At 35.2% G+C, this 16,215-nt stretch carries 13 protein-coding genes; 12 read left to right on the plus strand and 1 reads right to left on the minus strand.

The features are described from left to right. Nucleotides 1–68: 68 nt before the first annotated feature. From kdpA to NKR74_RS08210, 10 genes are all read left to right on the plus strand, one after another. Nucleotides 69–1,736 carry a potassium-transporting ATPase subunit KdpA gene (kdpA, locus tag NKR74_RS08165; RefSeq protein WP_253629186.1) on the plus strand — a complete coding sequence of 556 codons (1,668 nt, stop codon included), beginning with the start codon at nt 69–71 and terminating at the stop codon, nt 1,734–1,736. Nucleotides 1,737–1,925: 189 nt separating this feature from the next. Continuing rightward, the gene (locus NKR74_RS08170; RefSeq protein ID WP_253629187.1) at nt 1,926–3,173 is read left to right on the plus strand and encodes a DUF445 domain-containing protein; all 1,248 of its coding nucleotides are present in this window, start codon (nt 1,926–1,928) and stop codon (nt 3,171–3,173) included. A 264-nt stretch (nt 3,174–3,437) separates the two neighbouring features. Continuing rightward, entirely contained in the window at nt 3,438–4,325 is an 888-nt protein-coding gene (locus tag NKR74_RS08175; protein WP_309247628.1) for a Vgb family protein, read from the plus strand. Nucleotides 4,326–4,519: 194 nt separating this feature from the next. Next, complete coding sequence (locus tag NKR74_RS08180; RefSeq protein WP_253629188.1) at nt 4,520–5,158, plus strand: response regulator transcription factor; 639 nt, start codon at nt 4,520–4,522, stop codon at nt 5,156–5,158. Between the two features lie 4 nt (nt 5,159–5,162). Further along, the gene (locus NKR74_RS08185) at nt 5,163–6,266 is read left to right on the plus strand and encodes a sensor histidine kinase (protein ID WP_253629189.1); all 1,104 of its coding nucleotides are present in this window, start codon (nt 5,163–5,165) and stop codon (nt 6,264–6,266) included. Between the two features lie 133 nt (nt 6,267–6,399). Beyond that, nucleotides 6,400–7,335 carry an ABC transporter ATP-binding protein gene (locus NKR74_RS08190; protein WP_098308532.1) on the plus strand — a complete coding sequence of 312 codons (936 nt, stop codon included), beginning with the start codon at nt 6,400–6,402 and terminating at the stop codon, nt 7,333–7,335. A gap of 37 nt (nt 7,336–7,372) precedes the next feature. After that, nucleotides 7,373–8,482 carry an ABC transporter permease gene (locus NKR74_RS08195; RefSeq protein WP_253629190.1) on the plus strand — a complete coding sequence of 370 codons (1,110 nt, stop codon included), beginning with the start codon at nt 7,373–7,375 and terminating at the stop codon, nt 8,480–8,482. Nucleotide 8,483: 1 nt separating this feature from the next. Continuing rightward, nucleotides 8,484–9,629, plus strand: coding sequence for an ABC transporter permease (locus NKR74_RS08200; RefSeq protein ID WP_253629191.1), 1,146 nt, complete (start codon nt 8,484–8,486; stop codon nt 9,627–9,629). A 212-nt stretch (nt 9,630–9,841) separates the two neighbouring features. Further along, nucleotides 9,842–11,053, plus strand: a complete 1,212-nt coding sequence (locus NKR74_RS08205; protein WP_098308538.1) for a phospholipase D-like domain-containing protein — start codon at nt 9,842–9,844, stop codon at nt 11,051–11,053. A 340-nt stretch (nt 11,054–11,393) separates the two neighbouring features. Continuing rightward, nucleotides 11,394–12,062 carry a nucleoside/nucleotide kinase family protein gene (locus NKR74_RS08210; protein WP_253629192.1) on the plus strand — a complete coding sequence of 223 codons (669 nt, stop codon included), beginning with the start codon at nt 11,394–11,396 and terminating at the stop codon, nt 12,060–12,062. A 122-nt stretch (nt 12,063–12,184) separates the two neighbouring features. Here NKR74_RS08210 and pyrH read toward each other — a convergent pair whose 3' ends face one another. Beyond that, a complete protein-coding gene (pyrH, locus tag NKR74_RS08215; RefSeq protein WP_098308542.1) occupies nt 12,185–12,928 on the minus strand; it encodes a UMP kinase in 744 nt (247 codons plus the stop codon). Nucleotides 12,929–13,306: 378 nt separating this feature from the next. Here pyrH and NKR74_RS08220 point away from each other — a divergent pair, with 378 nt between their 5' ends. Together NKR74_RS08220 and aspA are read left to right on the plus strand one after the other, a co-directional pair. Continuing rightward, nucleotides 13,307–14,578 carry a cation:dicarboxylate symporter family transporter gene (locus NKR74_RS08220; protein ID WP_098308544.1) on the plus strand — a complete coding sequence of 424 codons (1,272 nt, stop codon included), beginning with the start codon at nt 13,307–13,309 and terminating at the stop codon, nt 14,576–14,578. A 176-nt stretch (nt 14,579–14,754) separates the two neighbouring features. Continuing rightward, complete coding sequence (gene aspA / locus NKR74_RS08225; protein WP_253629193.1) at nt 14,755–16,194, plus strand: aspartate ammonia-lyase; 1,440 nt, start codon at nt 14,755–14,757, stop codon at nt 16,192–16,194. The last annotated feature ends 21 nt before the right edge of the window (nt 16,195–16,215 follow it).

Genomic DNA, 16,215 nt, shown 5'->3' on the forward strand with positions numbered 1-16,215 from the left:
GTAAAATTTTACAAAAATACTGCGTAGGATAGAAAATAATTGTAGGTGAAACAGAGGGGAGAAAAAGGATGAACTGGCTTACAAGTCTAATTACAATTTGTCTATTTGTAGTTGTAGCAAAACCAATGGGAGATTACATATACAATGTGTTTCAGCAAAATGGACCATTCCAAAAGGTATTTGGTCCAATGGAAAAACTTTTGTTTAAAGTCGCAGGAATTAAAGGATATCGTCAAAGCTGGAAACACTATTTGTTTTGCTTAATCATAACAAATTTGTTTTTTATCCTTGTTGTGTATTCTATATTTCGGTTACAGGGGATGTTGCCGCTAAATCCAAATCATGTTTCAGGAATGGAGCCGACATTAGCATTTCATACAGCTATCACGTTTATGACAAATGCGAATCTACAACATTATGGGGGCGAAAGTAATTTATCTTATTTCTCTCAAATGGCTGGAGTAACGTTTATGATGTTTGCAGCACCTGCAACTTCAATGGCGATTGGTATTACGTTTATTCGCGTCTTAGCAGGTAAAAAAATTGGTAACTTCTTTGTTGATTTTGTTCAATCTATTACAAGGGTATTATTACCAATTTCGTTTGTAACATCGCTAATTTTTCTAGCGCTAGGAACACCGCAAACACTAGATTCCACGATTATCGCAAAAACGTTGGAAGGGGCAGAGCAGGCAATTCCTCGTGGACCAGTAGCGTCTTTACTTTCTATTAAAGAACTTGGAGATAATGGCGGAGGCTTTTTTGGAACAGTTTCAGCACATCCTTTTGAAAATCCAAATATGATTAGTAATGTACTCCAGATGATGCTGCAAATGTTAATTCCAATGGCATTTCCGTTTGTATACGGACGAATGGTTGGAAACCGTAAACAAGGAAGAATGTTTTTTGTATCGATGCTTATTTTATTTATTGTTGGGTTTTCTACACTCGCTATATCTGAATTGAAAGGGAATCCACTGTTAAACCAAATTGGTATAGACAGTTCTCAAGGAAATATGGAAGGGAAAGAAATGCGTCTTGGTGTTACATCTTCTGCTTTATACGCAACTGTTACAAGCGCTTCAGGGACAGGGGGCGTAAATACAACACATGATACGTTAACGCCAATTGGAGGAATGGTTCCACTTGTAAATATGCTTCTAGGAACTGTGTTTGGCGGGATTGGAGTTGGATTTATGAATGTGATCATGTATGCGATGATAGCAGTATTTTTAGCTGGATTAATGGTAGGACGTACACCGGAGTTTCTTAATAAAAAATTAGAAGGAAAAGAGATGAAATTAATTGCCACTACGATTGTGTCCCAGCCGCTTCTCATTCTTGGAGCTGCGGGAGTTGCTTTTTCAACACATTTCGGAACAGATGCAATTTCGAATCCTGGTTTTCACGGTCTAACACAAGTTGTATATGAGTATACATCGTCTGTTGTAAATAATGGCTCTGGATTTGAAGGGTTAAATGATAATACACCATTTTGGAATATTTCAACAGGTATCGTTATGTATATTGGTCGTTATTTCAGTATCATTACGATGCTTGCCGTTGCAGTTGGACTGAAAAAGAAAAAAAGTGTACCTGAAACTATTAGCATGTTCCAAACTGACAATCACTTGTTTAGAGGAATCTTACTTGGTACGATATTTGTAGTAGGTGCTTTAACATTTTTACCAGTACTTGTACTTGGGCCAATTGCTGAATTGTTAACAATATCATGAAGTTGTAAAACGAGGGGCGTAAAATCCTCTCGTTTTTGTTATGTATTTCTTTGTTATTTTCAACGTGGTTTATTATAGTATATATATATGCTTTTGTTGAAGAAAATTTGGAATCTATACACAAAGGTCTAAATGATTCAATGAATTTACAAAGGTTTACTTTACATAATAAGAGGATGTGGAAATACAATGTCATTACAGTCAAAATATTTAGCAGGAATTTCACTTGGAATAATGGGGGTTGGTTTTGTTGCAACAATCCCATTTCAAGGAACGATAGCAGGGAATATTATACAAGGTGGATTTGAAGCTGGTTTAGTAGGGGGACTCGCGGATTGGTTTGCAGTTACAGCACTGTTTCGTCACCCGATGGGGATACCGATCCCGCATACAGCTCTATTGCCCAAAAATCGGAAACGGGTTACGAAAGGACTTGTTTCCACGCTGGAAAATGATTGGCTTACGAAAGAAAGTATTACCGATAAAATAAAAGAAATGAAGTTGGCTGCAACGGTATTACATATTGCGGAAAGAGAGCTGCATTCCGATGCGTTAAAGAAAGGGATTGTTACAATTGCTGAAAAGGCGATTCTGCGAATGAACACAAAACGGTTAGCTATTGTTTTGGAAAAAGAATTAAAAACGTACTTACATACAATTAACGTAGGTAATATTCTTCAAGTGCTTGTTGATCAAATAGTTACACAAGAATATGATGAAAAGACGTTAGATTGTTTATTAGTCAAAGCGAAAGAATGGACAGCACAAGATGCAGCTCGATATCAACTTGGTAGTTTAGGTATGAAGGCGCTAGAAAATATAAAAGTAGATGGTTTCTTACAGTTTGCGCTTAAATCCTTTATGAGTATTGCCGATGAAGAAAAAGTTGGTAGCATTCTGCAAAAGTTTATTATTAATAATATTAGTAGTTTGCAAAGCGTTGATAATAGCACGAGACAAGCTCTATTGATGAAAATTCGCCACGAAATCCTACATATGAAGGAAAATGAATCGGTATTAAAAGAACTAGAGAATTGGAAAGAAAATTGGATTGTGAATTGGGAGGCAGCTGAGAAGATAACAGAATTTCTTGAGCAAGCAAAGCAAAAATTTGTAGATTTTATTCAAAAAGATGAATTTGCGGACAAATATCTTCTACCGTTTATGACAACACAAATGAATAAAATAAAAGAAGATGCAGCAACAGTTCAACGTATGGAAGATTGGCTACAAAAACAAATTGTAAACGTCGTTGAAAGCAATCATTCTAAAATCGGAAAACTCGTACAGGAAAATTTAGATAAATTAGATGATAAAACACTTATTGAGATGATTGAAAATAACGTAGGAAAAGATTTGCAGTGGATTCGTGTAAATGGTGCCGTTTGTGGATTTATGATTGGATTGGTTTTGGAAGGCTTAAAAGCGGTTATATAATAAAAAACAATTTGAATAGTGATAAGGAAAAATATATATCCTCTTCATACTTATGAAAGATAAAAATTAAAACCTTTCACAGCTTTAAATGTAGCAGTGAAAGGTTTTTTTTATTGGGTTTTCCTTCAATGTTTTATTGAGTGCAATTTTTTGTGGTTTTTTCTTCTAAGTAATGAAGGTATATGAATTATATTCACGGAAATACTTACATATTTATTTTCATATGATAAGTGCACGCATCAATAAAAAGGAGGTTTTAGTACAGTGCAAGTAAGATTTAATGAATATCGTCTTCCGATGGCTGAATCAGGCCCTTATGGGATAACGGTCGGTGTGGATAGAGCTCTTTGGTTTACGGAACATAAGGGAAATAGAATAGGAAGAATGACTGTAACCGGTGAAATACAGGAATTCTTCGTTCCTACATCAGATGCTGGGCTTTCATGTATAGTATCTGGGGCGAATGGAGATCTATGGTTTACAGAATACAAGACGGATAAGATTGGAAAGATTACAATGCAAGGCGAGGTTACTGAATATATGCTACCTACTACAAAATCAGCTCCGTATGGAATAACAGAAGGACCTGATGGAGCAATATGGTTTACGGAACTAACAAGTAATAAGATAGGAAGAATTTCATTGTTAGGCGAGATTACCGAGTATACATTACCTAATTCGGAATCTTATCCGTCATTTATCGTATCAGGACCAGATGGGGCACTTTGGTTTACGGAGAACAAAAGTAATAAAATAGGGAAAATTACAACATCCGGTCAAATTATTGAGTACTCTATACCTACAATGAATTCTGCTCCAGTAGGCATTACAAATGGACCTGATGGAGCGCTATGGTTTGTAGAAATAAACGGAAATAAAATAGGAAGAATTACGACATCGGGAAAAATTAGCGAGTACCCTATCCCAACTGTAAATGCCCGACCACATGCTATTGTTGCAGGTGAGGATGGAGTACTTTGGTTTACGGAGTGGGGAAGTAATCAGATTGGACGAATTACGGTGAATGGAGAAATTGCGGAATATCAAATTCCTACGAAAAACTCTGAACCGCATGGGATTGTACTAGGACCAGATGGAGCAATATGGTTTGCTGAAGAATGTAATCAGATCGGACAGTTAATTTGTTTATAAAATTGTGTAATTCTAAATACCTTATTAGTATTTCAGTAATAAGGGTGCTGAAAAAGTGAATTTAATAGGATAAGAAAGAAACTTTTACTGTAACTGAAGAGTAGGAAAGAAAATGAAAAATGTTACTTATGAGATGGTGAAATTTGTATATTGAAAGGAGGCGAATGTTAGTAAGGTAACACCTACTAACAACTATGAAAATAAAAGTGATAATAGCTGATGATAATTCTTTTATTAGAGAAGGTATGAAAATCATTTTAAGTACATACGCGGAATTTGAAGTGTTAGTAACAGTAAATGATGGGCAAGAGGCACTAGAGTATTGCAAAAAACATGATGTTGATATTGCCCTTTTAGATGTACGTATGCCGAATATGAACGGCGTGGAAGCAACGAAATTAATTTGTGAACAAACAAAAACAAAGCCGCTCATATTAACGACATTTGATGATGACGAATACATTTTAGATGCAGTAAAAAATGGAGCGAAAGGTTATTTATTAAAAAATAATGATCCGGAGCGAATACGAGATGCGATAAAAAGTGTTTATCACGGACATACTGTCATTCAAGATGTAGTCCTCGATAAACTTAAATCAAACTTACAAGAAAATAAAGAAGAAGAACCGAAAATAGATAAGAGTCTTTTCACAGAAAGAGAACTTAGTATTATTGCTCTTATTGCAAAAGGTTTTTCAAATAAAGAGATTTCAAAACAGCTTTTTATATCAGAAGGGACGATTGCGAACTATATTACCTCAATTCTTAGTAAAACGGGGCTTGAGCATCGTACGCAAATCGCCATTTACTATTTAACGGGAACAGTGGATTAGAAATATGGAATTTTGGATCATTATTAGTAAGCTCATAGTTTTCCTATATATTGTGTTCAGTTATGCCCATTCCAACGTTACGAATCTACCATGGATTGTATTTACTTTACTTCTTTATCTTTGTGTAAATGTTACGATTTATATTTTGAAAAAAGATACAGCGAAGAAAGTAGTTATATTGGCATCGATTGTCATTACAATTGTTTCATATGGACAGGTTCATCCGTTATTATTTTTATTTTTACCTCTGAATTTATATGAATTTACTTTTTATTACATATATGAAAAATGGCTGATGTTTTTCATTATGCTTCTTCCGGTTCTGTTTGTTGAGGAAGATATACGTATGACATACGGTTTAATCGCTGTATTTAGTTTTGTTATTTTCACAATGGCAAGGCTATATACGGAAAAATTGGTGAAATTTGAAACGCAAAATGACATCATGCGAAAAGATATGCAAAGGCTCACAAAAAGTTTGCATGAAAATAAAGAATACATAAGGCAATCTGAATACACATTTAAGCTAGAAGAACGAAATCGATTATCACAAGAAATTCATGATAAAATTGGTCATTCCATGACAGGGGCACTTATTCAAATGGAAGCAGCAAAGAGGTTAATGGAAATAGATAAGGACAAAGCTGCGGAGTTACTTCAAAATGCGATTCATATTTCTAAAGATGGTATTGAAAGTATTAGAATTACCCTTAAAAATGTGAAACCGCCAACTGAACAAATTGGAATTCATCGTATGAAATTATTCATAGATGAATTTGCGAGCAAGCATAATATAAAAATTCCGTTTGTGCATAAAGGAAATTTGGATACAATTTCTCCTATCCAATGGAAGATCATTGGTGAAAATGTTACAGAGGCGTTAACGAATACGATGAAATACGCTGATGCGACGGTCATTTCAATAGATATTAATGTGCTTAACAAGATGGTAAAGGTGCAGGTGAAAGATAACGGAAAAGGGGCAACCATTGTTAAGAAAGGCCTCGGTATCATTGGGATGGAGGAGAGAACAGCGTCTATTAATGGGAAAATTATTGTAGATGGGACCAATGGTTTTTCAGTAACAATGTTATTGCCGATACAGTAAGGAATAGATAAGATGAATGATCTCACTGGAAAAAAGTGAATATTCTCATGTGAAAAGAATGAACTTATGCACTGAGCAGGTTCATTCTTTTTGTTTATAATAACAGCAGAGAAACCGAAATAGGGGTGAAATGATGAACGCATTGGAGATAAAAAACTTAACGAAAAAATTTGGTGATTTCATCGCAGTTGATAATATGTCTTTATCTATCGCACAAGGAGAAATATTTGGATTTTTAGGTTCAAATGGTGCTGGTAAAAGTACAACAATTAATATGATTGCTGGATTGCTAAGAAGTAATGAAGGTGAGATTAACATATTAGGGAAAAATAGTAAGAAGTATAGCCGATTTGCAAAAATGAACATTGGTATTGTGCCGCAAGACATAGCGATTTACGAGGAGTTAACCGCCTATGAAAATGTAAAATTCTTTGCAGGATTATATGGATTGCGAGGAACTGAATTGAAAGAGAGAGTAGAAGAAGCGCTCCAGTTTGTAGGGCTCAGTGATAGACATAAAAGCTATCCGAAAAACTTCTCTGGTGGAATGAAGCGAAGACTTAACATTGCTTGTGCGCTTGCACATCGTCCGAAGTTAATTATTATGGATGAGCCGACAGTAGGGATTGATCCACAGTCAAGAAACTACATCCTCCAGTCTGTACGAAAATTAAACGAAATGGGTAGCACAATCATTTACACAAGTCACTATATGGAGGAAGTGGAGGAGATCTGTACAAAAATCGCGATTGTTGATCACGGAAAGATTATTGCAGAAGGAACGAAAGAACAGTTAAAAGCAATCATTACTGATACGAAAGATATTTGGATTGAAGTAAAAGCAATTGAAGATATGGATATGGATCAACTAAAAGAAATTAGCGGGGTTAAAGCTGTTCAAATAGAAGAAAACGTAATTAAAGTGAATTCCGATACAGGAGTGAACAATTTAAATAAAATTATTCAATATTTTATTAGTCATGATATAGAAATACGATCGGTAGAAGAACAGGCACCCAACTTAGAAACAGTGTTTCTGACGTTAACGGGGAGAAAATTACGAGATTAACAAGATTAATAGTAAATAGAAAAAGGAGGTTCATCGCTTGAACATCTTCAATATTGCAATCGTGCAAATTAAAAGAGATTTTCGAGATATAAGAACATTAGTTTTTATGTTAGCATTCCCAATTGTACTTATGCTAGTCTTGGGAACAGCTTTAACAAATGCATTTAATAGTGACAGTCTTTCTATTGAAAATATACAGGTATTATATAAAGATGAAGCTAATAGTCAGTTTTCGCAGGCCTTTGAAGCGTTTATAAAAGAAGCAGATAAATCTGGAATTCACTTTAAAAAAGCTTCAACTGATGTAGATGGAAAAGAAGAAGTGAAACAAAATAAATATGCTGGCTATGTAGAAATGAATCAAGATGGCGTGAAGTTATATGAGAGTGATAGAAATAGTATTGAAGGAAGTATTGTTGAGGGGATGCTTACTACATTTGTTGATAAGTACAACGTAGCGGTAGAAGTTGCGAAAGTAGATCCAGGGAAAGTTAGCACAGTTATTTCAAGTGGAAATCATGATGATTATATAAAAGAGACATCTTTACAAGCTGCTAAAAAACCAAGCTCTATGGATTATTATGCGGTTGTGATGACGACGATGATTGCCTTGTATGGAGCGATGGGAGCGAGTTATCTCATTCGCGGAGAGCGATTACGAAGAACGGGAGATCGTTTAATTGCCGCGCCTGTTAGTAAAGCGGAAATCTTCGTTGGGAAAATACTCGGTAGTCTTGTAGTAAATGTACTTTGTCTTCTTCTTGTCGTTGTCTTTAGTAAATTTGTTTATGGCGCAAATTGGGGGGACCATCTTGGAGTAGTCTTTCTGATTTTACTAACAGAAGTATTCCTTGCAATTAGCTTCGGATTAGGGATTGGATATATTACGAAAACGGGTGAGGCAGCTAAAGCGGTGATTATGGTTGTTGTACAATTGGCTTCTATTTTTGGTGGAGCATATTTTGTAGTCGAAGAAAATGTGCTTACAAATATGTCGCCATTAACATGGGCAAATACAGCAATTATGAAAATTATTTATGCGAATGATTTAGGGGCAGCACTTCCGGTAATTTCTTTGAATATTGGAATTTCAGCATTGTTTTTATTGATTGCGATTATCGTATTACGCAGACGGGAGGGGCTATAATATGAAAGATATTTTATGGCTCATACAAAAAACATTATCGGTACTTTTGAAAAATAAAAAAGGGTTACTTATTATTATCGGCTTACCGATAGCGGGAGCACTAATTTCTTTTCTGATGTATGGAAATGCAGGGCAAGGGACATTAAACATCGGGGTTGTAAATAATGAAAATCATTATATAGCAAATGATACCGTGAAATTTATAGAAGGATTAAATCATGTGAAAGTGAGTAAAATTAAAGAATCAGAAGTCGAAGAGAAGCTTGCCTCGAAAAAACTTGATGCAGTGATTACGTTAGATTCAGGTTTTTCAGAAAGTGTTCGAAATGGTAAACCGAGTCACATTCAAATTTCTTCAATTAAAGGTGCTCAAGTAACAGGGTTTATAAAATCGTATTTGTATAATTATATTGATAATATAACGGCAATTAGTAAAGTAGCACAAGATGATCAAAGTAAGTTTGAGAAGATGTATGCAAGTTATCAAAAAAATTCATTTAAGTTAACAGCCGAGACGCTTAAGGATACTTCGAAAAATAAAGATATGACGAATCAAACAGTTGGCTATCTCATTATGTTTATGCTTTTTTCAGCAGTGAATTTCTCAGAATTAATTTTGAAAGAAAAAGAGAACCGAACGTATTTCAGGTTATTATCAACACCGATAGATGGGAAGAAATATATTTTATCTAATGTTGCTGTTAATATGCTTATTTTGATCGTGCAAATTGTTATAACAGTATTATTTATGACCAATGTGTTTCATATTGATATAAATATGCCTTTAATTGTTATGATTGGAGTACTGATGCTATTTGGCTTAGTCGCAATTGGTTTATCGTTAGCGATTGTATCTTTTGCGAAAAACTCAACTTCTGCGAATGCAATGCAAAATATTATTATTACACCAACATGCTTGCTTGCCGGATGCTTCTTTCCATTTGAAATTATGCCAGCATCTGTGCAAAAAGTTGCTGAATTTCTTCCGCAGCGTTGGTTATTAGACACAATCACGAAATTACAGCAAGGAACACATTTCGCAGATTTATATTTAAACATTTTAATCTTATTTGCCTTTGCCATTGCCTTTTTCCTAATCGCAATTTATAAGTTTGGGCGTAATAACGATGCGAGGAATTTTATTTAATTCAAGATACAAAAGGGATGCAGTTTGATACTGCATCCCTTTTTGTATCTTGGCTAACTAAAGCAGCTTATGTAATATTGATATGCTTTTATAGAGTTCTATACAGTCTCCTTCTAAAAGAAAAATACTATTCGTAATGACGTTAAGCATTAAAGCAAGCAACTTTTGAAATACTATGTAGAGAAAATTATTTTGTGCGGAAGGAAAACAAAATGGTGAAAAAGATATTTCGGATTATTTCTATTATTATTGCCATATTAGCTTTTCTCATTATTTGGATGCATATTGATGTAACACTAGGGAGAAAAATAGAGGCGAAAAAAAATCAATCTAAAGAATATGAGCTGCACTATAGTGATTTCCAATTATATGCTGAGGGGAAATCCTTATATGAGCAGTTATTTTCTGATATAAAAGAGGCGAAACATTCCATCTTCACTTATTTCTTCATTATTTCAGATGATAAAAGCAGTCATTCTTTTTTGAATTTGTTAAAAGAAAAAGCAGAAGAAGGTGTACAAGTATACTTATCAGTAGATTGGATTAATGATTTGTCTTTCGAAAGAAAAATGAAAAATGAATTACAAGCGAGCGGTGTTCATTTTACATATAGTAGAAAACCTGAATTTCCATTCTTTTTTTATTCACTGCATCATCGGAATCACCGCCGTATTACAACAATTGATGGAAAAATAGGGTATAGCGGTGGTTTCAATATAGGCGATGAGTACTTAGGAAAAGACAAGCGTTTTGGATATTGGCGAGATTATCATGTACGAATACAGGGAGAAGGAGTGAAAGATTTAGAAGAACAGTTTGTATTAGACTGGAAACGAGATACTTCTGAAGGAATAACAAGTACTTCTAAGCAGATTGTCCCAGGAAAAACATTACACACATTGTCTTGTTATAATGGTCATGATGTGATAAATAAGTACATTGAATTAATAAAGCAGGCAAAGCAATCTATCATTATTGCCACACCGTATTTTATACCAAAAGATGAAAAACTTATGAATGCCTTAATTCAAGCGAGGCAGCGTGGTGTTTCCATTAAAATACTTTGGTCTTTCAAACCGGATATCCCTCTTATAAAAGAGGCTGCATATCCTTATATTCGTCAAGCTATCGAGAATGGCATTTCCGTATACGGATATAAAAAAGGAATGTTTCATGGAAAAGCTATGGTATTTGATAATGAAACAATCGTTACAGGAACAACAAATTTTACTTCACGTAGTTTTCGTATTAATGACGAGATGAATTTCTATATAAAGGGTGGTCCTATTCTTCAACAATTAAATAAGGTATTAGCACAAGATTTTCAAGATTCAAAAGAAATGACGATATCATTCTTTGATAATTTATCTTTTTGGGATCGGTGTAAAGAAAAGATAGCAGGGTTGTTTAATTATTATTTATAGAAGTAGTAATATAAATAAGAAAAAGTGCGGCGTAATGCGGCATTTTTTCTTGTTTATCCCGCATTAACGGGCAGTATGACCCCCCACCTCAAGAATGAGAGAGAAGCGAAGAAGATAGGTGGGGGATAACTGCCCGTAAAAGCCCGATTGGTTCAACTAACCATCAGTGGGAGGGAAGAAAACCCCCACTGATGGAAGTTTCACTTTATAATAATCCTTCGAGAAACGAAAACATATTTTTACAACATATATTTGGGATGATAAACTAAAATGGCAGGGAGCAATTATTTTCCATTAATACGGGAAAATATGTGATGAGATTCCATGAGGAGGAATTATTGTGAAACGTCAAACTGCTATTCGTGAGGTTGCAGAGTATATATGTATGCTTGAATTCAATCATCCTGTAAGAGTAGGTGTTAGCGGCATTACAGCTTCAGGGAAAACAACATTTGCAAATGAATTGGCAAAAGAAATCCAAAATCAAGGAAGAAAAGTAATTCGAACAAGTATAGATTATTTCCATCATCCGAGGGCAATTAGATATTCACAAGGGAAGGAATCGGCGAAAGGGTATTATGAAGATGCTCATGATTATAAAGCATTTTCTGAACGGTTATTAATGCCATTAGGGCCTAATGGTACGATGCGTTATGAGATAAAATCACATGATTTAGAGACAGATATGTATATTCCTTCAGACCCAATATTGGCTTCAAAAGATACGATATTTATAGTAGATGGAACCTTTTTATTTAAGCAAGAACTAAAACAGTTGTTTGATTATAGAATATTTGTAGAAACAGATTTTAATATTGCTAGAGAACGTGGTTCCAAGCGAGAGGCGCAAGCTTTTGGAAGTGAAGAGAAGGCAGACGAAATGTTTTTACAGCGATATCATGCGGCTTGTCACATGTACATAGAAGAGCATGCGCCAAAGGAATGTGCAGATGTAGTTTTGATTAATAATAATATAGAAGAACCGGTAGTTGTATTTAATGGTTTGTGATTGTAGGGTTATGAACTATGGGCGTTGAATATTTCTATGTTCTCGCTCCCTCTTGTAGAAAGTATAAGGTGCGGTATAATTCGCACCTTATTTCATAATGGCAGTAGAATTTTTTGAAAGGGCTAGTTTTCATCTTCAAGCTTTGTTAACTTATGACTGATTAAGGTGCCGATATGTTCTCCTAAACATATTTTTTTCATTACTCCTGATTCATCAAAGTTAAAGATATGGACTGGTAAATGATAGTCACGAGCAAGTAATAAGGCTGATTGATCCATCACTTTTATATTGTTCTGAACAACATCATTATAATTTAAATGACGATACATTTTTGCTGACTTATTTTGTTTAGGGTCACTTGTAAAGACACCATCTACGCCTTGTTTTGCGACTAAAATGGCGTCGCTATTCATTTCGATTGCTCGTTGTACACTTGGATAATCAGTTGTAACAAAAGGTTGGCCATTTCCACCGCCCAAAATAACAATATATCCTCTATCTAAATGATGAACAGCTCGTAAATGAATGTAGGGTTCGGCAACAGCTGTAACGGGAAAAGATGTCATGACGCGAACTTCTTTATTTGTTTTACTTTTTAAGACACCACGTAACATTAGGCTATTAATAATTGTGCCTAATGTACCTATATTATCTGCTTCTACGCGATCAATACCCCATGTTTCAGCTAAATTCCCTTTAAAAATGTTCCCTCCACCCACAACAATAGAAACTTCAATACCTAAATCAACAATAGATAAAATTTCAGTTGCGATATGTTCTAAGTGTTTGGAACCAAAACTGTTTCCATCTTGATCGGCGAGAGCGCCTCCACTTAGTTTGATTAATACTCGCTTATACGGCTTCATTGTTACTTCCCCCTTTAATAATGACAATAAAAAAGGAGCGAAGGCGAATGCCTTTGCTCCTTTACGAGAAAATGAAACAAAAAAGAACGGTATATAATGAAAGTCATTGTATGTTTTTTCATAACATCCACTCCTTTTTGTTTCATTTTTAAAATAGACGTATTTTTTAGATTATACAAAATAATTAGATGTTTTATCAATACTATTTTTTAGTTGTATACTGAAGATGCGCATCAATGAACATTTTAAGAAAAATTTTTGAAAGTTTTGTGACGAACTTGTAGATTTTTGTCTGATTTTGTAGGTTTATCTATATCATGTGAATAAAGCTTTTATACATTCAAATTGAAAGCGTTCGCATGAAGGGGATGAAAATACATGAAAAAATTCGGATTAGCTACACAAATTTTTGTAGCACTTGTTTTAGGGGTTGTAGTAGGGGCAATCTTTTCTGGTAATAAAACAGCTATTTCCTATATTCAACCGCTTGGAGATATCTTTATTCATTTAATTAAGATGATTGTTGTTCCAATTGTTATTTCTGCACTTGTTGTAGCAGTAGCTGGTGTAGGAGATATGAAAAAGCTCGGCAAATTAGGCGGAAAGACAATACTCTATTTTGAAATTATTACAACGATTGCAATTTTAATGGGCTTAATCGCAGCAAACGTGTTCCATCCGGGAACGGGCGTTGATATGAGCCATTTGCAGCATAGTGATATTTCATCATACCAAGCATCGGCTGAGGCAACGGAGAAAAAAGGCTTTGCAGATACAATTACTCATATTGTGCCAACAAACGTATTTGAGTCGATTGCAAAAGGTGATTTATTACCGATTATTTTCTTCTCAGTTTTATTCGGCCTAGGGGTTGCTGCAATTGGAGAAAAAGGCAAACCGGTCTTTAATTTCTTTGAAGGTGTATTAGAAGCGATGTTTTGGGTGACAAACCAAGTTATGAAATTTGCTCCGGTTGGCGTATTTGCACTTATTGCTGTAACGGTTGCGAAATTTGGAGTAGGTACACTGCTTCCGCTAGGAAAATTAGTGCTTGCCGTTTATGTAACAGTTATCTTATTTGTTGTTGTTGTATTAGGCATTAATGCAAAAATGGTGGGAGTAAATATCTTCACCTTAATGAAAGTTTTAAAAGAAGAACTGATTCTTTCCTTTACAACAGCAAGTTCAGAAGCGGTTTTACCAAATCTGATGCGGAAAATGGAAGAGTTCGGCTGTCCGAAGGCTGTTGCTTCTTTCGTTATACCAACTGGTTATACATTTAACTTAACTGGATCAGCTATTTATCAAGCGTTGGCAGCACTATTTGTAGCACAAATGTATAATGTACACATGTCATTGACGGAACAAATTACATTGTTATTTGTTCTAATGTTAACATCTAAAGGAATGGCTGGTGTTCCTGGTGCTTCCTTTGTTGTTGTATTGGCAACGTTAGGTTCTATGGGACTTCCAGTAGAAGGAATTGCTTTAATTGCTGGTATTGACCGCATTTTAGATATGATTCGTACGGCTGTCAATGTGTTAGGAAACGCATTAGCAGCAATTGTCATGTCGAAATGGGAAGGTGAATTCGATCAAGAGAAAGCGAAGAATTATCTAGAAACTGTAAACACAACAGAAGCAGCGTAAAAAACGAAATTTTAATCAGTGAGGGATTTTTATCTCTCGCTGATTATTCGTTGAACGAATCGGATCTTTACGAGTAGTATATCTCCTGCCCAATTTTTTATTTCTTGCACAATTTTTGAGGTATGGGAATGATTGTTTGTTAATGAGGGACAAAATAGATTGAGGAGTGAACAAACATGGCAACAATAACTGAAGCTAAAAAAGATGTACGAATTGAAAAAGACTTTTTAGGTGAAAAAGAAGTACCGATGCATGCGTATTACGGTGTTCAAACGATGCGTGCAGTTGAAAACTTTCCGATTACAGGTTATAAAATCCATGAAGGATTAATTAAAGCATTAGCAATCGTGAAAAAAGCGGCTGCGCTTGCGAATACAGATGTTGGACGATTAGAGTTAAAGAAAGGTGCAGCAATTGCACAAGCAGCACAAGAGATTTTAGAAGGAAAATGGCATGAGCATTTCATCGTTGACCCAATTCAAGGAGGAGCAGGGACTTCTATGAATATGAACGCAAATGAAGTCATTGCCAATCGTGCCCTTGAATTATTAGAAATGGAAAAGGGTGACTATCATTATATTAGCCCAAATAGTCATGTAAATATGGCACAATCAACAAATGATGCATTCCCAACGGCAATTCATATTGCAACGTTAAATTCATTAGAAGAATTATTGCAAACAATGGGATATATGCATGATATCTTTGAATTGAAAGCAGAACAATTTGATCATGTAATTAAAATGGGACGCACACATTTACAAGATGCTGTACCGATTCGTCTTGGACAAGAGTTTAAAGCGTATGCTCGTGTACTTGGACGTGACATGAAGCGTATTGAGCAATCTCGTCAACACTTATATGAAGTAAACATGGGAGCGACAGCTGTTGGTACAGGATTAAATGCAGATCCACAGTATATTGAGGCTGTAGTAAAACAATTAGCTGCTATTAGTGAGCTTCCTCTTGTTGGAGCTGAGGATTTAGTTGACGCAACGCAAAATACAGATGCTTATACAGAAGTATCAGCTGCACTGAAAGTATGTATGATGAATATGTCCAAAATTGCAAATGACTTGCGCTTAATGGCATCCGGTCCACGCGTTGGATTAGGTGAAATTATGCTTCCAGCTCGTCAACCTGGTTCTTCTATTATGCCAGGAAAAGTAAATCCTGTAATGCCAGAAGTTATTAACCAAATTGCGTTCCAAGTAATTGGGAACGATCATACGATTTGTCTTGCTTCAGAAGCGGGCCAATTAGAGCTAAACGTAATGGAACCAGTACTTGTCTTTAACTTACTTCAATCCATCAGCATTATGAATAATGGATTCCGTGCTTTTACAGATAACTGTCTAAAAGGAATTGAAGCAAATGAAGGACGCTTAAAAGAGTATGTTGAGAAAAGCGTTGGTATTATTACAGCTGTAAATCCACATATTGGATATGAAGCAGCAGCTCGTTTAGCAAAAGAAGCAATTGCAACTGGTCAATCTGTTCGAGAACTTTGCTTGAAAAACGGTGTATTATCACAAGAAGAATTAGACTTAATTTTAGATCCATTTGAAATGACGCACCCAGGAATTGCGGGAGCAGCTCTTTTAAAGAAAAATTAAAAGAGGGGGGATTTTCCCCCT

The sequence above is a fragment of the Bacillus sp. 3103sda1 genome (assembly GCF_024159135.1).
GTDB lineage: Bacteria > Bacillota > Bacilli > Bacillales > Bacillaceae_G > Bacillus_A > Bacillus_A rhizoplanae.